The sequence below is a fragment of the Pseudomonas kuykendallii genome, assembly GCF_900106975.1.
GTDB classification, from domain to species: domain Bacteria; phylum Pseudomonadota; class Gammaproteobacteria; order Pseudomonadales; family Pseudomonadaceae; genus Pseudomonas_O; species Pseudomonas_O kuykendallii.
Window position 1 is genome coordinate 882,924 of sequence record NZ_FNNU01000001.1, and the last position, 20,437, is coordinate 903,360.

Here is a 20,437-nt window from a genome sequence, read left to right on the forward strand (position 1 = left end):
CATATTAGCTTATGACCAAATTGAATTTTGTAAGCATGCAGCGGGTTGCTAGCTTAGCGCCATCGTCCCCGTTGAGCACTTGTCATGAGCCAAGCCCCACGTCTTTATCGCCTGCGCCATTTCCTCGCCGGGCTGTCCGCCCTGGTCGGTCGCGAAACCGATGAGGCACGCCTGCTGGAGCGCGGCGCCGAGTTGCTCGGCGAGCTGGTGCGCCACGACGACTGGCTGCCGGAGGCCTTCGCCCAGCCGCATCCGCAGTACTACCAGCAATACCTGCTGTACGCCGACGCGCAGTCGCGCTTCTCGGTGGTCAGCTTCGTCTGGGGACCGGGCCAGGCCACGCCGGTGCACGATCACCGCGTCTGGGGCCTGATCGGCATGTTGCGCGGCGCCGAGCTGGCGCAAAACTTCAGCAGCGAGGACGACGGCGTGCTGCGCGAGAGCGGCCCGGCGCTGCGTCTCGAGCCCGGCCAGGTGGAAGCGGTATCGCCGCGCATTGGCGACATCCACCGGGTCAGCAACGCCTTCGCCGACCGCACCTCCATCAGCATCCACGTCTACGGCGCCAACATCGGCGCGGTCAGCCGCGCGGTGTATCCGCCCGAGGGCGGCAGCAAGCCGTTCATCTCGGGATATTCCAACAGCACCTTGCCCAACCTCTGGGACCTGTCCAAGGAGTCTCTTCCCGCATGAGTTCGTTCCCCGTCCGATCCTACGCCGCGCTGCGCCGCGCCCTGCTCGCCCGCCAGGAACTGGCCCTGCTCGATGTGCGCGAGGAAGATCCGTTCGCCCAGGCGCACCCGCTGTTCGCGGCCAATGTGCCGCTGTCCAGACTGGAGCTGGAGATCTTCCCCCGCGTGCCGCGGCGCGACACGCCAATCACCGTCTATGACGATGGCGAAGGCCTCGCCGAGATCGCCGCGAAACGCCTGCGCGACCTCGGCTATAGCGACGTGGCACTGCTCGAGGGCGGCCTGGCCGGCTGGCGCGATGCCGGCGGCGAACTGTTCCGCGACGTCAACGTGCCGAGCAAGGCCTTCGGCGAGCTGGTGGAAAGCCGCCGCCATACGCCGTCGCTGGCCGCCGAAGAGGTCCAGGCGCTGCTCGATGCCCGGGCCGACGTGGTGGTGCTGGACGCCCGCCGCTTCGACGAATACCAGACCATGAACATCCCCGGCTCCATCAGCGTGCCCGGCGCCGAGCTGGTGCTGCGCGTGCGCGAGCTGGCGCCGGACCCGGCGACGCGGGTGATCGTCAATTGCGCCGGGCGCACGCGCAGCATCATCGGCACCCAGTCGCTGGTGAACGCCGGGATTCCCAACCCGGTCGCCGCGCTGCGTAACGGCACCATCGGCTGGACCCTGGCCGGGCAGACCCTCGACAAGGGCCAGGCGCGGCGCATCGGCGAGGTGTCCGAGGCTACCCGCAGGGTCGCCGCCGGCTCGGCGCGCGGCGTGGCCGACAAGGCCGGCGTAGGCCGCGCCACGGCGCAGGACCTCGCCGCCTGGCAGGCCGAAGAACGGCGCACCACCTACCTGTTCGACGTGCGCACGGCGGAGGAATACCTCGCCGGCCACCTGCCCGGCGCACGGCCGGTGCCGGGCGGGCAACTGGTGCAGGAAACCGATCACTACGCCAGCGTGCGTGGCGCGCGTGTGCTGCTGGTGGACGACGACGGCGTGCGCGCCAACATGAGCGCCTCCTGGCTGGCGCAGATGGGCTGGGAGGTGCATGTGCTCGACGGCCTCGACGCGACGGCCTTCGGCGAGCGCGGCGAGTGGCCTACGCCGCGTCCGGCGGCGCCGCCGGCCAGCGAGATCGCCCCAGCGACGCTGCGGGACTGGCTGGCCGAAGGCGATACCCAGTTGCTCGACCTGACCAGCAGCGCCAACCACGTCGCCGGGCATGTGCCCGGTGCCTGGTGGGCCCTGCGTGCCGGCTTGCGCCAGGCGCTGGAGCAGCTGCCGCCGGCGTCGCGCTACGTGCTCACCTGCGCCAGCAGCCTGCTGGCGCGCTACGCGGTGGAGGAATTCGCCGCGGCCACCGGCAAGCCGGTGTTCCTGCTCGCCGGAGGCACCGCCGCCTGGCGCGCCGCCGGACTGCCGCTGGAAGTCGGCGACGCCCGCCTGGCCAGCTCGCGCATCGACCGCTACCGGCGCCCGTACGAAGGCACCGACAACCCGCGCGAGGCGATGCAGGGGTATCTGGACTGGGAGTTCGGCCTGGTGGAGCAGCTCGGTCGCGACGGCACCCACGGCTTCTTCGTCATCTAGGGTGGCCGTCCGGCGAAAAGGAACGGCGCCCTCGGGCGCCGTTTTTCATGGGAAAGGTTCGTTCAGGATTGCCGGTTCCGCGCCTTCGCCGACGCGGTGTCACTGCGCAGGATCAGCTGCGGCTCCGGCGAGCTGAATGCCTGCGCCGCCAGCTGGATTGCGCGCCACAGACGCGCTGGCCACGGGCGCTTCATGAGTAGATCGAGGGCACTGGAGGCACCCCGTCGAGCAGCCAGCGGCCGAGGTCGCGAACCTTGTAGTCCAGCGGGTCGTGCAGGCTGTGCACGCGCACGTTGCGCCAGAAGCGGTCGAAGCCGTAGCGCGAACTGGTGGCGCGGGCGCCCATGCTCTCGAAGATCTGCGCGGTGATGTCCAGCGCCGCGCGCGCCGAGACCACCTTGGCCTCCGCCGCGGCCAGGGCTACCTCGCCACGCTCGGCGGCGGTCAGCGCGGGTTTTTCCCAGGCCGTCTGCAAACGCTGCGCGGCCTCCTCGGCGAGCAGCAGGGCACTGCGATAGCGCAGCCAGAGGTCGCCGTAGCGCAGCTGGTTGTACGGATCGTCGCTGGCCTGCCCGACGCCGGAGGCCGGCCAGGGGCGCGCTTCCTCGCGGGTGTAGCGCAGCGCCGCGTCCAGCGCGGCCTGGGCGTTGCCGAGGTAGAGCTGGGTGAGGATCAGCTGCGACAGGCAGGTGCGCAGCGTGCCGCGCGGGCTGGCGCCGACCGGGCCGAGCAGCTCGCCGGCATCGACGAAGACGTTGTCGAACTGCACCGTGCCGCTGTCGGTCTGGCGCTGGCCGAAGCCATCCCAGTCGTCGTTGATCGCCAGGCCCTCGCGTTGTGCCGGCAGCACCAGGAACACCCGCTCGTCGCGGCTGCCGGGACGCGGCGCGCTGATCACCAGGGCGTCCGAGCCGAGCGCGCCGGAGCAGAAGGATTTGCTGCCGTTGAGCTCGAAGTGTTCGTCGCGACGGTCGAGGCTCAGGCGGTTGTCGCGGCCGTTGGCGGCGTTGCCCCAGAACCAGCGCTCCTGCACGGTACGGCCCAGCCAGTGGCGTTGCTGGTCAGCGCTGCCGAACAGCAGGATGGTCGCGACCTGCAGGTGCTGGAAGGCGAACAGGTGGGCCAGCGAACTGTCCGCCGCGGCGAGGTAGCGCACCAGGCGATAGAGGCTCGGCCAGTCCAGCCCCTGGCCGCCGAACGTTTGCGGCACGGCGAGGGAGAGCAGGCCGCTGTCGCGCAGCAATTGGCGTTCGGCCTGGGCGCTGCCGCCGCGGCGGTCGCGCTCCACGGCGCTGGCGGCCAGGCGTTGGGCGAGGCGTTCGACCTTGCCGCCGAAGCGGCCGAAGTCGTAGGGAAACAATCGCGGGTCGAGCAGCCCCTGGGGCTGGCCCTGGCTCAGCCGGGCTTCGGCGCTCATGGCTTGGCGCCCGGCGTCCAGATCGACACGTCCAGCGCGTCGACCGGCTTGGGCAGCAGGCCGGCGGCGAAGAAGGCATCGGCGATCTTCTGCTGTTCCTTGAGGTTCTCCGGCTTCACCGCGCGCACCTGATAGCTGCGCCGGGCGTTGGCCTGCTCGACGATCTCGGGCTTCAGGTTGCCCCACAGCGGGCCAAGGGTTTTCGCGGCCTCGGCGGGATGCGCGCGCAACCAGTCACCGGTCTTCACCAGCTCGGCGAACACCGCGTCGAGCACTTCGGGGTGCGCCTTGGCGAAGGCGTTGCTGGTCAGGTAGTAGCGCTGGTAGTCGGCCAGGCCTTTGCCGTCGGCCAGAGTGCGGGCGTCCAGCTGCACCTGGGCGCCGCTGAGGAAGGGCTCCCAGGTGACCCAGGCGTCGACGTTGCCGCTCTCGAACGCGGCGCGACCATCGGCCGGCGTCAGGTAGGCCGGCTGGATGTCGCTGAATTTCAGCCCGGCCTTGGCCAGCGCGGCGATCAGCAGGTAGTGGCTGCCGGCGGCCTTGGTCACGGCGACCTTCTTGCCCTTGAGATCGGCCAGCGAATGCAGCGGCGAATCCTTGCGCACCAGCACGGCCTGGGCGCCTGGCGACGGCGCTTCCTGGGCGAAGTAGGTGAGTTGCCCGCCGGCCGCTTGGGTGAACACCGGCACGGTGTCGGCGACGTCGGCGGAGAGGTCGACGTTGCCGACGTTGAGCGCTTCGAGCAGCGGCTGGCCGGAGGGGAATTCGTGCCAGCTGATGGTGATCTGCTGGCGGGCGAGGTCCTTCTCCAGCGCGCCGTTGATTTTCAGCAGGCTGATCAGGGTTGAGGATTTCTGGTAACCGATACGCAGGGTGGTTTCCGCTTGCGCGCCGGCGATCAGGCCGAAGCCGAGAGCGAGCACGAGGGGAAGACGAAGCAGTTTGGCGATGGCCATGGGGACCTCTGGAATGTGCCGGTCGCGCACGCAGAGGGGACCGGACGGAATCTGGAATTCGAGTGGGTCCGGTGGTCCGGTACAGCAAAGCTAAACGATCTAAAAAGCCCGATATAAATATTTTTTAAGAATTAGCTTAGACGTCTCATTTATTCCATAAGATTATTAAAAAGTTCTAAAAAAGTCTTTATTGGAATCATAAAAGACTCCTTAAATTGCACCCCAGCTGCCGCTTCGTGCCTCTGCAAAGGCCGACCCAGGCGGCTCCCTTGCCAACGACGATGACCCGACCATCTCGAGCCACCCGGCACAAGGAGCAACAGACACAGCAACCTGGAGCATTACGAGCATGAACACGTCATCCCTGGCGCTGGCCGTGGCGCTGGCGACGGTCGCCCAGCAGGCGTCCGCCGATTTCATCAAGGACAGCAAGGCCAGCCTTGGCCTGCGCAATTTCTATTACGACCTGAACACCAAGAACACTGCGGACAACCGGGCCGAGGCCAACGAGTGGGGGCAGGGCTTCATCTTCAACTACGCCTCGGGCTTCACCGAAGGCACCGTCGGCTTCGGTCTGGACGTGGTCGGCCTGCTCGGCGTGAAGCTGGATTCGGGCGGCAACAGCCAGAACGGCGACAGCCGCCGTCCCGGCCAGCTGTTCCCGCTGGAGAGCGACGGCAAGGCCGTGGACGACTTCAGCAAGGCCGGGGTGACCGCCAAGCTGCGCCTCTCCAGGACCGAAGCGCGCATCGGCACCCTGCAGCCGAAACTGCCGGTGGTGAACTTCAACGACGGTCGCCTGTTGCCGCAGCTGTTCGACGGTGGCCAGGTGACCTCGGCCGAAATCGACAACCTGACGCTGATCGCCGGCCAGCTGGAACACACCAAGACCCGCGCCTCCTCCGACGACGTCGGCCTGCGCATCGCCGGTGCCGCCTCGGTCGGCGGCGTGCAGGCGGACTCCAACCAGTTCCGCTACGCCGGCGCCGACTACAAGGTCTCCAAGGACCTGCTGCTGCAGTACTACTACGGCAACCTGGAAGACTTCTACAAACAGCACTTCCTCGGCCTGACCCACAGCTGGGCCATCGGACCGGGCGCGCTGAAGACCGACCTGCGCTACTTCCACAGCGATTCCGACGGCAAGAACGGCAGCGTCGCCGGGCGCGCCGAAGGCTATCGCGGCCAGGGCGAAATCACCGCCGCCAACACGGTGAGCGGCACCGAGGTGGACAACGACACCTGGAGCGCCTTCCTCACCTACACCCTGGGCGGCCATGCGCTGAGCGGCGGCTACCAGCAGGTCTCGGGCGACAGCGCCTTTCCGTTCCTCAACCAGGGTGACGGCTCCACCGCCTACCTGATCACCGACCGGCAGATCGGCAAGTTCCTCTCCGCCGGCGAGCGCACCTGGCTGGCGGAGTACAGCTACGACTTCGCCAAGCTCGGCGCGCCGGGGCTGAAGGCGTTTATCACCTACCTGTCGGGCGACGACATCGACGCCGTGGGCGGCGATCGCCAGGAATGGGAGCGCGACTTCCGCCTCGACTACACCCTGCAGAGCGGCGCCCTCAAGGGCCTCGGCTTCTCCTGGCGCAACGCCTCGCTGCGCGGCAACACCACCGCCAACGACCAGGACGAAAACCGCTTCATCGTCAGCTACACCCTGACGCTGCTCTGAGCGAAACCCCGCGGGCGGCCCGCCGGCCGTCCGCACCTTGCCTGCAATGACCTGACTCGCCCGCCAACGGGATAGAAGGCACCACCCCTAAGATGAGGAGAAGACCCATGGGTCTGCACACCTTGCGTCGGGGGCTGACTGCCGTTCTGGCAGCGCTCCTGTCCGTCGGCGCCCACGCCGAGAAACTCGACGAAGTCCGTCTCGACTACGCCTTCTATTCGCCGGAAAGCCTGGTGGTCAAACACAACGGTTGGCTGGAGGACGCCTTCGGCAAACAGGGCACCCAGGTGCGCTGGGTGCTTTCGCGCGGCAGCAACAACTCCCTGGAATTCCTCAACAGCGGCGCCTCCAACTTCTCCCTTACCTCGAGCATTTCCGCGTTCGTCAGCCGCGCCAACGGCCAGCCGGTGAAGGCCGTCTACAGCTACCTGTGGTACGTGCCCAGCGCGCTGCTGGTGCAGAAGGACTCGCCGCTGAAGAGCATTGCCGATCTGAAGGGCAAGCAGGTCGCCGCGACCAAGGGCACCGATCCCTATTTCTTCCTCCTGCGCTCGTTGCAGGCCAATGGACTGAAACCCTCGGACATCAAGATCGTCCACCTGCAACACCCCGAAGGCCGCACCGCGCTGGAACAGGGCCGTGTCGACGCCTGGGCCGGTCTCGACCCGCACATGGCCGCCGCCGAACTGGCCGGCGCGCGCTTTCTCTACCGCAACGACAGCTTTGGCCTCGGCGCCTTCCTCAACACCAGCGAGGCCTTCCTCACCGAGCATCCGGCCGCGGTCAGCCAGGTGATCGAGGCCTACGAGCGCGCCCGTCGCTGGATCGTCGCCAACCCGGAACAGGCGGCCACGCTGATCGCCGGCGAAACCCAGCTGCCGGTGGAGGTCATCCGCCTGCAACTCGGCCGCTACGACCTCAGCCGGCCACTGCCTGGCCAGGTGCATCTGGACGCGATCAAGCCGGTGATCCCGCTGCTGCAGGCCGACGGCATCCTGCGTCGCGGCGCCGATGTCGGCGGCGCGCTGAACAGCCTGATCGACGCGCGCCTGGCCGGGCCGCTGATCGAGGCCCGCTGAGATGCAGCGGGTGGGTATCGGCGACACGCCGCGGCTCGCCGAGCGGTCCGCGGCGCCGGCCTGGCGCGCCTTGCTGATCGGGCGCCTCGGTAGCCTGCGCGGGCTGCTGGTGCCGTCACTGCTGCTGGCATTGCTGGAAACCGTGGTGCGCGTCGGCTGGATTCCGGCCTACCTGATGCCGGCGCCCAGCGAGCTGTTCGTCACCCTGCTGGAACTGGCCGAAGGGCCACTCTGGCAGCACATCCTCGCCAGTACCCTGCGCGTATTGCTGGGCTTCGCCATCGGCGCCTCGCTGGCGCTGCTGCTTGGTTCGGCGGTCGGCATCAGCCGACGCCTGGAGGCCTATCTCGACCCTACCTTCCAGGCGCTGCGCGCGGTGCCTGGGCTGGCCTGGGTGCCGCTGTTGCTGATCTGGCTGGGCATCGACGAAACCTCAAGGTCACCCTGATCGCCATCGGCTCGTTCTTCCCGATGTACATGAACCTGGTGGCCGGCATCCGCAACGTCGACCGCAAGCTGGTCGAGCTCGGCGAGCTGTATCGGTTGCCGCGCCTGCAGCAGATCCGCCGGATCTTCGTGCCGGCCGCCCAACCGTACCTGTTCACCGGTCTGCGCAACGGCCTGTCGATGGCCTGGCTGTGCGTGGTGGCGGCGGAGCTGCTGGCCGCCACCGAGGGCATCGGCTATCTGCTCACCGATGGCCGCGAAACCTCGCGGCCGGACCTGGTGCTGGTGGCCATCGTCGTTCTCGCCCTGATGGGCAAGCTCAGCGACAGCCTGCTGAAGGCTCTGGAACACCGCGCGCTGCGCTGGCGCGACAATTTCGACGGCGAAGGAGGCGGCGCATGAGCGCACTGCTGGCCCTGCAACGCATCCACAAATCCTTCGCCGGCCTGCGCGTGCTGGACGACGTCAGCCTGAGCCTGGCGCCCGGCGAGATCGTCAGCCTGCTCGGCCCCAGCGGCTGCGGCAAGAGCACGTTGCTGCGCATCGCCGCCGGACTCGACCGCGACTTCCAGGGGCATCTCGAACGCAACCCGCTGCTGGATTTCGGCACCGCCCGCGGCATCGGCGTGGTGTTCCAGGAGCCGCGCCTGCTGCCCTGGCTGAACGTGGCGCAGAACGTCGCGTTCGCCGATGGACGAGCCGGCGACGAGAAATGGGTGCGGCAGCTGCTGCGCGACGTCGGCCTGGAGGGGCGCGGCGAGGCGCTGCCCAAGCAGCTTTCCGGCGGCATGGCGCAGCGCGCGGCGATAGCCCGCGGGCTCTACGGGCGGCCGCAGTTGCTGCTGCTCGACGAACCCTTCAGTGCGGTGGATGCCTTCACCCGAATGCGCCTGCAGGACCTCGTCGCCGAGCTGGCGCAGCGCTACGAAGTGGCGATCCTGCTGGTCACCCATGACCTCGACGAAGCCTTCTACCTCAGCGACCGGGTGCTGATCCTCGGCGGACAGCCGAGTCGCCTGACCCGCGAAATCGACGTGCCACTGGCGCGCCCGCGCGACCGCCGCTCTGGCGCACTGGCCAGCCTGCGTGGCCAGGCGCTGACCGAGCTGTACCAGTCGCACGCGCTCTGATTGCCTCCTCGGGCAACTTTGCCGGGCCCAGTGCCCGGCTTTTTTTGCCGTGCGTTCGCATGCTGCCGTGAAGTGTTTTAATTCATTTATAGAATAAACAAATTAATATTTATTCTTTTTAATTTGTCTGCCGCCTGAGCATAGTGAGCCCACGCAACGCTCACCTTCAGGAGAAACAGCATGAGCATCCGACTCGGCGATATCGCCCCCGACTTCGAACAGGAATCCAGCGAAGGCCCGATCCATTTCCACGAATGGCTCGGCAACAGCTGGGGCGTGCTGTTCTCCCACCCGGCGGACTTCACCCCGGTGTGCACCACCGAACTGGGCTTCACCGCCAAGCTGAAGGACGAATTCGCCAAGCGCGGCGTCAAGGCCATCGCCCTCTCGGTGGACCCGGTCGATTCCCACGTGAAGTGGATCGACGACATCAACGAAACCCAGAACACCCGCGTCAACTTCCCGATCCTCGCCGACGCCGACCGCAAGGTCTCCGGCCTCTACGACCTGATCCACCCGAACGCCAGCGATACCCTCACGGTGCGCTCGCTGTTCGTCATCGACCCGAACAAGAAGGTGCGCCTGACCATCACCTACCCGGCCAGCACCGGGCGCAACTTCAACGAGATCCTCCGCGTCATCGACTCGCTGCAGCTCACCGACAGCCACAAGGTCGCCACCCCGGCCAACTGGCAGGACGGCGACGAGGTGGTGATCGTGCCGTCGCTCAAGGACGAGGACGAAATCCGCCAGCGCTTCCCGAAAGGCTATCGCGCGGTGAAGCCCTACCTGCGGCTTACCCCGCAGCCGGACAAGTGAGACGCCGCACGTGTTGATCGTTTCCCTGGCCGGCAGCCCCAGCTTCAAGTCGCGCTCCGGCGTGCTGCTGGAGCGCGCCCGCCACTGGCTGCACGGGCGTGGCCATGAGGTGGTGAGCTACGGCGTGCGTGATTTCTCCGCCGAGGAATTGCTCCACGCCCAGTTCGACAGCCCGCGGGTGCGCGAGCTGATCGAACAGGTCGGCCGCGCCGATGGCCTGCTGGTGGCGACGCCGGTGTACAAGGCGTCGTTCTCCGGCGCGCTGAAGGTGATTCTCGACCTGCTGCCCGAGCGCGCCCTGCAGCACAAGGTGGTGCTGCCGCTGGCCACCGCCGGCAGCGCGGCGCACATGCTCGCCCTGGATTACGCGCTGAAGCCGGTACTCGCTGCGCTGAAGGCCCAGGACATGCTGCACGGCGTGTTCGCCGAGGATGGCCAGATCGACTACGGCGATGGCCATCCGCAACTGGCGCCGGCGCTCGAACAGCGCCTGCACGACGCCCTCGAGCAGTTTTCCGCGGCGCTGGCCCGGCGTCCGCAGCCGATAGACCCGAACCTGTTGAACGACCGGCTGGTGAATGCCCGCTGGAGCATCTGACCCGAACACCCCAAACCTCGCCTTACTCGCCCGCCAACGGGCAAGCAGGTAGCCAATCAAGACATCGCCAAGGAGAGCGCCATGCGCACCATTACCTTGCGTCGAAGCCTGGCCGCCCTGTTTGCCGCGGCCATCACCTTCGGCGCCGTTACCCAGGCTCAGGCCGATGCACTGCGCATCGGCTATCAGAAATACGGCACGCTGGTGCTGCTAAAGGCCAAGGGGACGCTGGAGAAGCGTCTCGCGGCCCAGGGCATCGACGTCAAGTGGACCGAATTCCCCGGCGGCCCGCAGCTGCTCGAAGGCCTCAACGTCGGCGCCATCGACTTCGGCGTGACCGGGGAGACCCCACCGGTGTTCGCCCAGGCGGCGGGTGCCGACCTGCTCTACGTCGCCCACGAACCGCCGGCCCCGAGCAGCGAGGCGATCCTCGTGCAGAAGGACTCGCCGATTCGCTCGGTCGCCGAACTCAAGGGCAAGAAGGTCGCCCTGAACAAGGGCTCCAACGTGCATTACCTGCTGGTGCGCGCCCTGCAGGACGCCGGCCTGCAATACAGCGACATCCAGTCCGTCTACCTGCCGCCGGCCGACGCCCGCGCCGCGTTCGAGCGCGGCAGCGTCGACGCCTGGGTGATCTGGGACCCCTTCCAGGCCGCCGCCGAACAGCAACTGCAGGCGCGCACCCTGCGTGACGGCAAGGGCCTGGTGGACAACCACCAGTTCTACCTCGCCGCACGTCCCTATGCCGAGAAACACCCGCAGGTGCTGAGCACGCTGATCGACGAGATCCGCCAGGTCGGTGACGAAGCCAGGGCCGATCCGCAAGCCGTCGCCAAACAGGTCGCGCCGCTGCTCGGCCTGCCCGAGGACATCGCGCTGATCACCGTCAAGCGCCAGGGGTTCGGGGCGCTGCCGCTGTCGCCGGAGGTGGTCGCGGCGCAGCAGAAGATCGCCGACGCCTTCAGCGACCTGAAGCTGATTCCGAAACGCCTGCGCATCGCCGATGTGATCTGGAATCCCCCGGGCAAAGTCGCCCAGCAGTGACCGAACCCTCTCCCTCGCGAGAGGGACATGAATGTCTAGGAGACCACTCCATGAGCTTGAACATCTTCTGGTTCCTGCCGACCCACGGCGACGGCCATTACCTGGGTACCGCCGAGGGCGCGCGTGCCGTCGACCACGGCTACCTGCAGCAGATCGCCCAGGCGGCCGACCGCCTCGGCTACGGCGGCGTGCTGATTCCCACCGGGCGCTCCTGCGAGGATTCCTGGCTGGTCGCCGCCTCGCTGATCCCGGTGACCCAGCGTCTGAAATTCCTCGTCGCCCTGCGTCCGGGGATCATTTCGCCGACCGTGGCCGCGCGCCAGGCGGCCACGCTCGACCGGCTGTCCAACGGCCGCGCGCTGTTCAACCTGGTCACCGGCGGCGATCCCGACGAACTGGCCGGTGACGGCCTGAATCTGTCCCACGCCGAGCGCTACGAAGCTTCCGTCGAGTTCACCCGTATCTGGCGCCGGGTGCTGGAGGGCGAAACCGTCGACTACGCCGGCAAGCACATCCAGGTGAAGGGCGCCAAGTTGCTCTACCCGCCGATCCAGCTGCCGCGCCCACCGCTGTATTTCGGTGGTTCATCCGATGCCGCGCAGGACCTCGCCGCCGAACAGGTCGAGCTGTACCTGACCTGGGGCGAGCCGCCGGCCGCCGTCGCCGAGAAGATCGCCCAGGTGCGCGAGAAAGCCGCCGCCCAGGGCCGCGAGGTGCGCTTCGGCATCCGCCTGCACGTGATCGTGCGTGAGACCAACGAGGAGGCCTGGAAGGCCGCCGACAGGCTGATCGCCCACGTCGACGACGACACCATCGCCCGCGCCCAGGCATCCCTGGCGCGCTTCGACTCGGTCGGCCAGCAACGCATGGCCGCGCTGCATGGCGGCAGCAAGGACAACCTGGAAGTGTCGCCGAACCTCTGGGCCGGCGTCGGCCTGGTGCGCGGCGGCGCCGGCACCGCGCTGGTCGGCGATGGCCCGACCGTGGCCGCGCGGGTCAGGGAATACGCGGACCTGGGCATCGACACCTTCATCTTCTCCGGCTACCCGCACCTGGAGGAGTCCTACCGGGTCGCCGAACTGCTGTTCCCGCACCTGGACGTGGCCCGGCCGCAGCAGCCGGAGGCCCGCGGTTTCGTCAGCCCCTTCGGTGAAATGGTCGCCAACGACATCCTGCCCAAGGCCGCGGCGGCGAGCTGAGGGTAGCGCAGGGTAGAGGTTTTTCCGGCTTGCATCCGGGCTACAGATCGAGTCCTAGGGTGCGCTGCGCGCACCGCGATTGCCTGCGGCACCCATTGGTGCGCATGGCGCACCCTACGAATCGATGTTCCTCCGGCTCTCCCATTGATGAGGAAAATGCTGGGGGAGAGGGCTTTCTCAGTCAGTAGCCTGGATGAATCCGGGAATACAGACGGTACACAAGGTTTCGAGGCAACCATGAGCAACACGACCTTTCACAAACTGGCCCTGCGCGCCGCGCCCTGGGCGTTGCCCATCGCGCTGCTGGCGGCCTGGCAGATCGCCGTGCAGGCGGGCTGGCTGTCCAGCCGCATCCTGCCGGCGCCCAGCGCCGTCGTCACCGCCGGCTGGCAGCTGGTGCGTAGCGGCGAGCTCTGGCAACACCTGGCGATCAGTGGCTGGCGCGCCAGCATCGGCTTCGCCATCGGCGGCGGCATCGGCCTGCTGCTGGGCTTCATCACCGGGCTGTCGAGCTGGGGCGAGCGCTTCCTCGACAGCAGCGTGCAGATGATCCGCAACGTCCCGCACCTGGCGCTGATCCCTCTGGTGATCCTCTGGTTCGGTATCGACGAGAGCGCGAAGATCTTCCTGGTCGCCCTCGGCACGCTGTTCCCGATCTACCTGAACACCTACCACGGCATTCGCAACGTCGATCCGGCGCTGGTGGAGATGGCGCGCAGCTACGGCCTGTCCGGCTTCGCCCTGTTCCGCCAGGTGATCCTGCCCGGCGCGCTGCCGTCGATCCTGGTCGGCGTGCGTTTCGCCCTCGGCTTCATGTGGCTGACGCTGATCGTCGCCGAAACCATTTCCGCCAGCAGCGGCATCGGCTACCTGGCGATGAACGCCCGCGAGTTCCTGCAGACCGACGTGGTGGTCCTGGCGATCCTGCTCTACGCGGTGCTTGGCAAGCTGGCCGACGTCGCCGCCCGGGGCCTGGAGCGACTCTGGCTGCGCTGGCACCCGGCGTATCAGCCCAAGCGAGGTGCCGCATGACCGCCCAACAACCCCCGCAGAACCTCAAGCGCGGCATCCCGCTGGCGGTGCGCGGCCTGCACAAGACCTTCGGCAAGCGCGAAGTGCTCAAGGACATCGAGCTGAACATCCCGGCCGGCCAATTCGTAGCGGTGGTCGGTCGCAGCGGTTGCGGCAAGAGCACCCTGCTGCGCCTTCTCGCCGGGCTCGATTCACCCAGTTCCGGGCAACTGCTGGCCGGCTCGGCGGACCTCGGCAGTGCCCGCGAGGAAACCCGGCTGATGTTCCAGGACGCGCGCCTGCTGCCGTGGAAACGGGTGATCGACAACGTCGGCCTCGGTCTTTCCGGCGACTGGCGGCAGAAGGCCCGCGATGCACTGGAGGCGGTCGGCTTGGCCGATCGCGCCGGCGAATGGCCGGCGGCGCTGTCCGGTGGGCAGAAGCAGCGCGTGGCGCTGGCCCGCGCGCTGATCCACCAGCCGCGCCTGTTGCTGCTCGACGAGCCGCTCGGTGCGCTGGATGCGCTGACCCGCATCGAGATGCAGCAACTGATCGAACGCCTCTGGCAGCAGCATGGCTTCACCGTGCTGCTGGTCACCCACGACGTCAGCGAGGCCGTGGCCATCGCCGACCGGGTGATCCTGATCGAGGACGGCCGCATCGGCCTCGACCTGCCGGTCGAGCTGGCCCGTCCGCGCCACCGCGGCTCGGCGCGCCTGGCGGCGCTGGAAGCCCAGGTGCTCGACCGCGTGCTGGCGCTGCCGCCCGGCGACAACGAGCCGGACCCCGTTTCACCGCTCCCGACGCAACTGCGCTGGGCGCTTTGACCCACGAATCCATCCGTACCGAACCAGGAGAAACGCCATGACCATCAAAGCCATCAACGTCCGCAACCAGTTCAAGGGCACCATCAAGGAAATCATCGAGGGCGACGTGCTCTCGGAAATCGACGTGCAGACCGCCGCCGGCGTGGTCACCTCGGTGATCACCACGCGCTCGGTGAAGGAGCTGGAACTGGGTGTGGGCAGCGAAGTGATCGCCTTCGTCAAATCCACCGAGGTATCCATCGCCAAGCTCTGATCTGCTGTGGGCCGGTCCCGGGCATTGAAACGGCCCGGATAGCCGCATGCGGCCAAGGTGCTTCGGCGCGGGAGTCTGTCTTTGCGGATAACCGTCCGGGCATGGCTCGCGGGACCGAGCCGGTTCCTCTGGCGGTAACGATCAAGGCGAGCCCGGGCTCGCCTTTTTCATGCCTGGCTGGCAGGCGGGCGATCGCGCCAGTCGAGCTTCTCCGCCGGCACCGGGCGGCCGAACCAGTAGCCCTGGCCGAGATCGCAGTGGTGTTCGAGGAGGAACGCGGCCTGTTCCGGGGTCTCGATGCCCTCGGCGAGCACCTTCAGCCCCAGGCTGCCGGCCAGCGCGATCACCGCGCGGGTGATGGCCATGTCCTCGCTTTCGTCGGGCAGGCCGGCGACGAAGCCCTGGTCGATCTTCAGCTTGTGCACCGGCAGTCGCTTGAGCCGCAGCAGCGATGAATAGCCGGTGCCGAAGTCGTCGATGGACAGGCGCACGCCGAGCACGCGCAGGCGCACCAACTGGTCGAGGGCGCCGTCGGGGTCGTGCATGATCGCGCTCTCGGTGACTTCCAGCTCCAGGCGCGCCGGCTCCAGCCCGGTCTTCTCCAGCGTCTCGACGATGCGATCGGGCAGGTCGCCGCGGTTGAACACGCGGCTGGAAATGTTCACCGCGACGAATTCCAGTTCGCGGCCCTGTTCCACCCAGCAGCGCATCTGCCGGCATGACTCCTCGAGCACCCAGGCATCGATGGTTCCGATCAGCCCGCTTTCCTCGGCGATCGGGATGAACTCACCCGGCGAGATCAGCCCGCGCTCCGGATGCTGCCAGCGCACCAGCGCCTCGACACCGACGATGTGCCCGTCGGACAGGCGTAGCACCGGCTGGTAGTAGACGCGCAACTGGCCGCCCTCGAGGGCGTGGCGCAGCGATGCCGCCAGCTCCACGCGCTGGTGCGCGTAGGCGGTCAGCTCCTGGGTGTAGAAGGCATAGCCTTCGCGACCGCTGCTCTTGGCCTTGAACAGCGCCGAATCCGCGTTGCGCAGCAGTTGCTGCACGGTGCGCGCGTCGCCGGGATAGAGGCTGATGCCGATGCTGGCGCCGGTGAACAGTTCGTGGCCACCGAGACTGAAGGGCGCCTTGATCTCTTCGAGGATGCGCGTGGCGAGCGCCGCGGCCTGCTCGACATGCGGGCAGTCCTCGTAGATCAGGGCGAACTCGTCGCCGCCCATCCGCGCCAGGGTCATGCCGTCTTCGAGGAGGCCGCGCAGGCGTTCGGCGACGCCCTTGAGCAACTGGTCGCCGATGTTGTGGCCGAGGCTCTCGTTGATGTGCTTGAAGTGGTCGAGGTCGACCACCATCACGGCGCCGCCGCGCTTGTCGGCGAAGATGCGCTTGAGCGCGCTTTCGACGCGCTCGATGAACAGCAGGCGGTTCGGCAGGCTGGTCAGCGGGTCGTGGTGGGCCAGGTGATCGAGTTCGTTCTGCGAGCGCTTGATCGCGGTGATGTCGGAGAACACCGCGACATAGTGGCTGAGCTCGCCGTTCTCGTCGTGAATCGCGCGCAGGTTCTGCCAGATCGGGAAGATTTCACCGCTCTTGCGACGGTTCCAGATTTCCCCGCTCCACTCGCCGCGCTGGTTGAGGCTTTTCCACATCACCTGGTAGAAGGCGTCGTCGTGACGGCCGGACTGGAACATCGACGGCACCTTGCCCATCACCTCCTTCTCCTCGTAGCCGGTGATGCGCTGGAACGCGCGGTTGACGTGCACGATCCTCTGCTCGGTATCGGTCACCAGGACGCCTTCCAGGGTGCTGTCGAAAACCGCCGCCGCCTGCCGCAGGCTCGCTTCGTTGGCACGCCGGGCGGAGTGCTGCAGGCTCATCCGCGAGAAGTAGAGGTTGAGCAGGGCGTACAGCAGGGCGCTGGTCACCAGCACGAAGGCGAGGCCCTTGGCGCTGTGCCAAAGGAGCATCCGTTCGGTGGTCCCGAACAGCTTGAACAGCAGTTGGTCGCTGAACACCACCCACAGGCTGGCGCATATCCAATAGATGAGGGCCAGGCGCAGCGCGCTGCGATGCAATTTCATGTAACCGCTGGTTCCTTGCCCTGTTTGAGTTAGCGTTCATTATATGTGAGATGCGGGTTTGCATTATTGATCGAAAAGACCCGCTGGTTTCATGACCCGCGTCGAAGATAATCGGATTGCTTCGATCCAGGTCCACCCTATCGCTCCAAAGGGCAACTAAGTCTATGTGGTATAACGGTTTTCTCGATCTATCCGGCTGGCAGCTGGTCGCTGTCACCCTGCTGCTCACCCACGTCACCATCGTCGGTGTGACGGTCTATCTGCACCGCTACTCGGCGCACCGCTCGCTGGAGCTGCACCCGGCGCTAAAGCATTTCTTCCGTTTCTGGCTGTGGCTGACCACTGCGATGAACACCCGCGAGTGGACCGCCATCCACCGCAAGCACCACGCCAAGTGCGAGACCGTGGACGATCCGCACAGTCCGGTGCACAAAGGCCTGGGCACGGTGCTGCGCACGGGCGCGGAGCTCTACGCCGAGGAGGCGAAGAACGCCGACACGCTGCGCATCTACGGCAAGAACTGCCCGGACGACTGGATCGAGCGCAACCTCTATTCGCGCTTCCCGGCCGGCGGCATCGCGCTGATGGCGATCATCGATCTGGCGCTGTTCGGCGTGCTCGGCATGACCGTCTGGGCGGTGCAGATGGCCTGGATTCCGATCTGGGCGGCCGGCGTCATCAACGGCCTCGGGCATGCGGTCGGCTATCGCAATTTCGAGTGCCGTGACGCCGCGACCAACCTGGTGCCCTGGGGCATCCTCATTGGCGGCGAAGAGCTGCACAACAATCACCACACCTACCCTAATTCGGCGAAGCTGTCGGTGAAACGCTGGGAGTTCGACCTCGGCTGGGCCTGGATACGGCTGTTCAGCCTGCTTGGTCTGGCCAAGGTGCAACGTGTCGCGCCCATCGCCCACCGCGTCGAAGGCAAGGGCAGCCTGGACATGGACACCGCCATGGCGATCCTCAACAACCGTTTCCAGATCATGGCGCAGTACCGCAAGCTGGTGATCGCGCCGCTGGTCAAGCAGGAACTGGGCAAGGCCGATGCCTCGATGCGTCACCTGTTCCGCCGCAGCAAGCGCCTGCTGTCGCGCGAGCCGAGCCTGCTGCAGGAAACCCATCACGCGCGTATCGAGAACCTGCTGGCGCACAGCCAGGCACTCAAGGTGATCTACGAGAAGCGCCTGGCGTTGCAGCAGATCTGGGCGCGTACCAGCAGCAACGGCCACGACATGCTCGCGGCGATCAAGGAATGGGTCCACGAGGCGGAGGCCAGCGGCATCCACTCCCTGCGCGAGTTCGCCGAACAGCTGAAGACCTATTCGCTGCGTCCCGCCAGCGTGTGAACCAGTCCACGCCGCGCGTCCGGAACGCACGCACGGCTGGAACTAAGCCTCCGATCGCCTCTCTCAGTCATGGCCCACTTGCCTGGTGGGTTTTTGTCGTGCCTGTGCGAGGTCAGGGAAATGGATAGCAAGACCACACTTTCGGAACTGCCGGTTCCAGCGGAGACACTGCTCGCGCTGATGCACGCGCAGGGCGAGGTCGCGCGCCTGAGCGAGCGCGAACGCCTGTTCAGCGCCCTGCTGGGCAGCGTCAACGCCGTGCTTTGGGCATTCGACTGGCAGACCCAACGGATGATCTACGTGAGCCCCGCCTACGAACGGATCTTCGGCCGTTCCGCCGCGCTGTTGCTCGCCGACTACGGCGAATGGCGCAACAGCATCTACCCCGACGACCTGGAGTACGCCGAGCAGAGTCTCGCCGAAGCGGTCGAGAAGGGCGCCGCGGAATTTCGCGAGTACCGCATCATCCGCGCTGACGGTCAGATTCGCTGGCTCAGCGACAAATGCTTCATCAACCGGCAGATCGGCAGTGGCGAATCGCTGACCATCGTCGGCATGGCCGAGGACATCACCGAGAAGAAGCAGCTCGAAGGCGAACTGCAGCGCCTGGCGACCACCGACGTGCTCACCAAGAGCAGCAACCGCCGGCATTTCTTCGACTGCGCCCAGCGCGAGTTCGAGCACGCCAACCGCTTCGGCGCGCCGCTGGCGTTCCTGCTGCTGGACATCGATGACTTCAAGAAGATCAACGACACCCACGGCCACCAGATGGGCGATCAGGTGCTGCAGCGCATCGCCCAGTGCGGTGCTACGGCGCTGCGCCGCGGCGACCTGTTCGGGCGCATCGGTGGCGAGGAGTTCGCCGCGGTGTTCCCCGGCTGCGACCCGGCGCTGGCGCAGCAGATCGCCGAGCGCCTGCAGCGCGAGGTGCAGCGGCTGATCTTCAGCAGCGCTGAGGGCGAGCCGTTCGGCGTCACCGTTAGCCAGGGATTGGTCAGCTTGCGCATCGAGGATGCAGCCCTCGGCGATCTGTTCGCCCGCGCGGACGCGGCGATGTATCAGGCCAAGCGCCAGGGCAAGAATCAGATCGTCCTGGCCTGACCTGTGACCGAGTGTCGCGATATCGTTCGCCTTGAACACATCTTGTGATGAATTGTTTTTGGCCGTTCCGCGGCGCTTGACCAGCGTCAAGCCTTGAGCGCCTCCCCAGGCCCATCGTCGTTTTAAATGACGAGCCTGAGGAGAAAGGCCATGTACAAGCCGTTGATGTTAGCCATAGCGATGAGCCTGGGCGCGACTGCCTGGGCTGCCAGTCCGACCCCCGGCAATGAACCCATCCAGCCGATCCAGCCCGCCAAGGTGGTCAACGCGAGCAAGGTCGAACTCGGCAAGCAGCTGTTCTTCGATCCGCGGCTGTCCAAGTCCGGCTTCATTTCCTGCAACTCCTGCCACAACCTCAGCATGGGCGGCAGCGACAACCTGCCGACCTCCATCGGTCACAACTGGCACCAGGGGCCGATCAACTCGCCCACCGTGCTCAACTCCAGCATGAACATCGCGCAGTTCTGGGACGGTCGGGCGAAGACGCTCAAGGAACAGGCCGGCGGCCCGATCGCCAACCCCGGCGAGATGGCCTTCTCGCATGAACTGGCGCTCGACGTGCTGCGCTCGATCCCGCAGTACCGCGGGGCGTTCAAGGTGGTGTATGGCGACGATGGCGTGAAGATCGACGACGTCACCGACGCCATTGCGGCCTTCGAGGAAACCCTGGTCACGCCGCACTCGCCGTTCGATCGCTGGCTGCTCGGCGATGCGACCGCCATCAGCAGCACGGCCCAGGAGGGTTATCAGCTGTTCAAGAGCGCCGGTTGCGTGGCCTGCCACAACGGCGCGGCGGTGGGCGGCGGCTCGTTCCAGAAGATGGGCATGGTCGAAGCCTATGCCACCAAGAACAAGGCCGAGGGTGTCGCCGGGCTGACCGGCAAGGATGCCGATCGCATGATGTTCAAGGTGCCGACGCTGCGTAACGTCGAGCTGACCTACCCCTACTTCCACGACGGCGCCTACTGGACGCTGGAAGAGGCGGTGGATGTGATGGCGCGCCTGCAGCTGGGTCGCAAACTGAGCACCGATGAAGTCGGCCAGATCGTCGCCTTCCTCAAGACCCTGACCGGCGATCAGCCGAGCTTCGCCCTGCCGATCCTGCCGCCTTCTACGGCACAAACGCCGCGGCCGCAGCCGTTCCCTGTGGCCAACTGACCGGCCGCGTA

The 20,437-nt window shown here is 66.8% G+C and carries 18 protein-coding genes and 1 pseudogene; 16 read left to right on the top strand and 3 right to left on the bottom strand.

The window, feature by feature from the left end; genetic code table 11:
- The first annotated feature begins 84 nt into the window (after positions 1 to 84).
- Positions 85 to 693: a cysteine dioxygenase family protein gene (locus BLV15_RS03995; RefSeq protein WP_090224816.1), complete on the top strand. Its 609-nt coding sequence runs from the start codon at positions 85 to 87 to the stop codon at positions 691 to 693.
- Positions 690 to 2,273, top strand: a complete 1,584-nt coding sequence (locus BLV15_RS04000; protein ID WP_090224817.1) for a rhodanese-related sulfurtransferase — start codon at positions 690 to 692, stop codon at positions 2,271 to 2,273. Before BLV15_RS03995 ends, BLV15_RS04000 begins: the two co-directional genes overlap by 4 nt.
- A 190-nt stretch (positions 2,274 to 2,463) precedes the next feature.
- On the opposite strand, the gene BLV15_RS04005 is transcribed toward BLV15_RS04000, so the two are convergent.
- Together BLV15_RS04005 and BLV15_RS04010 are read right to left on the bottom strand one after the other, a co-directional pair.
- Positions 2,464 to 3,690, bottom strand: a complete 1,227-nt coding sequence (locus BLV15_RS04005) for an acyl-CoA dehydrogenase family protein (protein WP_090224819.1) — start codon at positions 3,688 to 3,690, stop codon at positions 2,464 to 2,466.
- Complete coding sequence (locus BLV15_RS04010; RefSeq protein ID WP_090224821.1) at positions 3,687 to 4,646, bottom strand: aliphatic sulfonate ABC transporter substrate-binding protein; 960 nt, start codon at positions 4,644 to 4,646, stop codon at positions 3,687 to 3,689. The genes BLV15_RS04005 and BLV15_RS04010 overlap by 4 nt, the downstream gene beginning before the upstream one ends.
- A 349-nt stretch (positions 4,647 to 4,995) precedes the next feature.
- Here BLV15_RS04010 and BLV15_RS04015 point away from each other — a divergent pair, with 349 nt between their 5' ends.
- The 11 genes and pseudogenes from BLV15_RS04015 to BLV15_RS04065 all read left to right on the top strand — a co-directional run bounded on the left by BLV15_RS04015 (position 4,996) and on the right by BLV15_RS04065 (position 14,734).
- Complete coding sequence (locus tag BLV15_RS04015) at positions 4,996 to 6,327, top strand: OprD family porin (protein WP_090224822.1); 1,332 nt, start codon at positions 4,996 to 4,998, stop codon at positions 6,325 to 6,327.
- Positions 6,328 to 6,434: 107 nt separating this feature from the next.
- Positions 6,435 to 7,406, top strand: a complete 972-nt coding sequence (locus BLV15_RS04020; protein ID WP_090224824.1) for an aliphatic sulfonate ABC transporter substrate-binding protein — start codon at positions 6,435 to 6,437, stop codon at positions 7,404 to 7,406.
- 1 nt (position 7,407) lies between these two features.
- A pseudogene (locus BLV15_RS04025) lies at positions 7,408 to 8,255 on the top strand (ABC transporter permease).
- Positions 8,252 to 8,983 (top strand): ABC transporter ATP-binding protein, encoded by a 732-nt coding sequence (locus BLV15_RS04030; protein ID WP_090224825.1) that lies wholly within the window; start codon positions 8,252 to 8,254, stop codon positions 8,981 to 8,983. Before BLV15_RS04025 ends, BLV15_RS04030 begins: the two are co-directional and overlap by 4 nt.
- A gap of 180 nt (positions 8,984 to 9,163) precedes the next feature.
- Complete coding sequence (locus BLV15_RS04035; RefSeq protein ID WP_090224827.1) at positions 9,164 to 9,802, top strand: peroxiredoxin; 639 nt, start codon at positions 9,164 to 9,166, stop codon at positions 9,800 to 9,802.
- Between the two features lie 10 nt (positions 9,803 to 9,812).
- Positions 9,813 to 10,400 carry an NADPH-dependent FMN reductase gene (ssuE, locus tag BLV15_RS04040; protein ID WP_090224829.1) on the top strand — a complete coding sequence of 196 codons (588 nt, stop codon included), beginning with the start codon at positions 9,813 to 9,815 and terminating at the stop codon, positions 10,398 to 10,400.
- An 81-nt stretch (positions 10,401 to 10,481) separates the two neighbouring features.
- Positions 10,482 to 11,444, top strand: coding sequence for a sulfonate ABC transporter substrate-binding protein (locus BLV15_RS04045; RefSeq protein ID WP_090224830.1), 963 nt, complete (start codon positions 10,482 to 10,484; stop codon positions 11,442 to 11,444).
- A gap of 50 nt (positions 11,445 to 11,494) precedes the next feature.
- On the top strand, positions 11,495 to 12,643 hold the full coding sequence (gene ssuD / locus BLV15_RS04050; RefSeq protein ID WP_090224832.1) for an FMNH2-dependent alkanesulfonate monooxygenase: 1,149 nt from the start codon (positions 11,495 to 11,497) through the stop codon (positions 12,641 to 12,643).
- Between the two features lie 237 nt (positions 12,644 to 12,880).
- Positions 12,881 to 13,675, top strand: coding sequence for an aliphatic sulfonate ABC transporter permease SsuC (gene ssuC, locus BLV15_RS04055; protein ID WP_090224834.1), 795 nt, complete (start codon positions 12,881 to 12,883; stop codon positions 13,673 to 13,675).
- Positions 13,672 to 14,481: an aliphatic sulfonates ABC transporter ATP-binding protein gene (ssuB, locus tag BLV15_RS04060; protein ID WP_090224836.1), complete on the top strand. Its 810-nt coding sequence runs from the start codon at positions 13,672 to 13,674 to the stop codon at positions 14,479 to 14,481. The genes ssuC and ssuB overlap by 4 nt, the downstream gene beginning before the upstream one ends.
- Positions 14,482 to 14,518: 37 nt before the next feature.
- The gene (locus BLV15_RS04065; RefSeq protein WP_090224838.1) at positions 14,519 to 14,734 is read left to right on the top strand and encodes a TOBE domain-containing protein; all 216 of its coding nucleotides are present in this window, start codon (positions 14,519 to 14,521) and stop codon (positions 14,732 to 14,734) included.
- 167 nt (positions 14,735 to 14,901) lie between these two features.
- Here the strand turns inward: BLV15_RS04065 and dibA are convergent, their stop codons facing one another.
- Complete coding sequence (gene dibA, locus BLV15_RS04070; RefSeq protein WP_090224840.1) at positions 14,902 to 16,818, bottom strand: phosphodiesterase DibA; 1,917 nt, start codon at positions 16,816 to 16,818, stop codon at positions 14,902 to 14,904.
- 164 nt (positions 16,819 to 16,982) lie between these two features.
- On the opposite strand from dibA, the gene desA reads away from it, so the two are divergent.
- From desA to BLV15_RS04085, 3 genes are all read left to right on the top strand, one after another.
- Positions 16,983 to 18,167 (top strand): delta-9 fatty acid desaturase DesA, encoded by a 1,185-nt coding sequence (gene desA, locus BLV15_RS04075; protein ID WP_090224841.1) that lies wholly within the window; start codon positions 16,983 to 16,985, stop codon positions 18,165 to 18,167.
- A gap of 120 nt (positions 18,168 to 18,287) precedes the next feature.
- Positions 18,288 to 19,268 carry a GGDEF domain-containing protein gene (locus BLV15_RS04080; RefSeq protein ID WP_090224843.1) on the top strand — a complete coding sequence of 327 codons (981 nt, stop codon included), beginning with the start codon at positions 18,288 to 18,290 and terminating at the stop codon, positions 19,266 to 19,268.
- A gap of 150 nt (positions 19,269 to 19,418) precedes the next feature.
- Positions 19,419 to 20,426 carry a cytochrome-c peroxidase gene (locus BLV15_RS04085; RefSeq protein WP_175534279.1) on the top strand — a complete coding sequence of 336 codons (1,008 nt, stop codon included), beginning with the start codon at positions 19,419 to 19,421 and terminating at the stop codon, positions 20,424 to 20,426.
- Positions 20,427 to 20,437 lie beyond the last annotated feature (11 nt).

Bases quoted from the DNA above. Each gene is read 5' to 3' on its own strand.
- BLV15_RS04010 (WP_090224821.1), bottom strand. From the start codon at position 4,646: ATGGCCATCGCCAAACTGCTTCGTCTTCCCCTCGTGCTCGCTCTCGGC.
- desA (WP_090224841.1), top strand. From the start codon at position 16,983: ATGTGGTATAACGGTTTTCTCGATCTATCCGGCTGGCAGCTGGTCGCT.
- ssuB (WP_090224836.1), top strand. From the start codon at position 13,672: ATGACCGCCCAACAACCCCCGCAGAACCTCAAGCGCGGCATCCCGCTG.
- ssuD (WP_090224832.1), top strand. From the start codon at position 11,495: ATGAGCTTGAACATCTTCTGGTTCCTGCCGACCCACGGCGACGGCCAT.
- BLV15_RS04015 (WP_090224822.1), top strand. From the start codon at position 4,996: ATGAACACGTCATCCCTGGCGCTGGCCGTGGCGCTGGCGACGGTCGCC.
- BLV15_RS04005 (WP_090224819.1), bottom strand. From the start codon at position 3,690: ATGAGCGCCGAAGCCCGGCTGAGCCAGGGCCAGCCCCAGGGGCTGCTC.
- BLV15_RS04035 (WP_090224827.1), top strand. From the start codon at position 9,164: ATGAGCATCCGACTCGGCGATATCGCCCCCGACTTCGAACAGGAATCC.
- BLV15_RS03995 (WP_090224816.1), top strand. From the start codon at position 85: ATGAGCCAAGCCCCACGTCTTTATCGCCTGCGCCATTTCCTCGCCGGG.
- BLV15_RS04045 (WP_090224830.1), top strand. From the start codon at position 10,482: ATGCGCACCATTACCTTGCGTCGAAGCCTGGCCGCCCTGTTTGCCGCG.
- dibA (WP_090224840.1), bottom strand. From the start codon at position 16,818: ATGAAATTGCATCGCAGCGCGCTGCGCCTGGCCCTCATCTATTGGATA.
- BLV15_RS04030 (WP_090224825.1), top strand. From the start codon at position 8,252: ATGAGCGCACTGCTGGCCCTGCAACGCATCCACAAATCCTTCGCCGGC.
- BLV15_RS04020 (WP_090224824.1), top strand. From the start codon at position 6,435: ATGGGTCTGCACACCTTGCGTCGGGGGCTGACTGCCGTTCTGGCAGCG.
- BLV15_RS04000 (WP_090224817.1), top strand. From the start codon at position 690: ATGAGTTCGTTCCCCGTCCGATCCTACGCCGCGCTGCGCCGCGCCCTG.
- BLV15_RS04065 (WP_090224838.1), top strand. From the start codon at position 14,519: ATGACCATCAAAGCCATCAACGTCCGCAACCAGTTCAAGGGCACCATC.
- BLV15_RS04085 (WP_175534279.1), top strand. From the start codon at position 19,419: ATGTACAAGCCGTTGATGTTAGCCATAGCGATGAGCCTGGGCGCGACT.
- ssuC (WP_090224834.1), top strand. From the start codon at position 12,881: ATGAGCAACACGACCTTTCACAAACTGGCCCTGCGCGCCGCGCCCTGG.
- BLV15_RS04080 (WP_090224843.1), top strand. From the start codon at position 18,288: ATGGATAGCAAGACCACACTTTCGGAACTGCCGGTTCCAGCGGAGACA.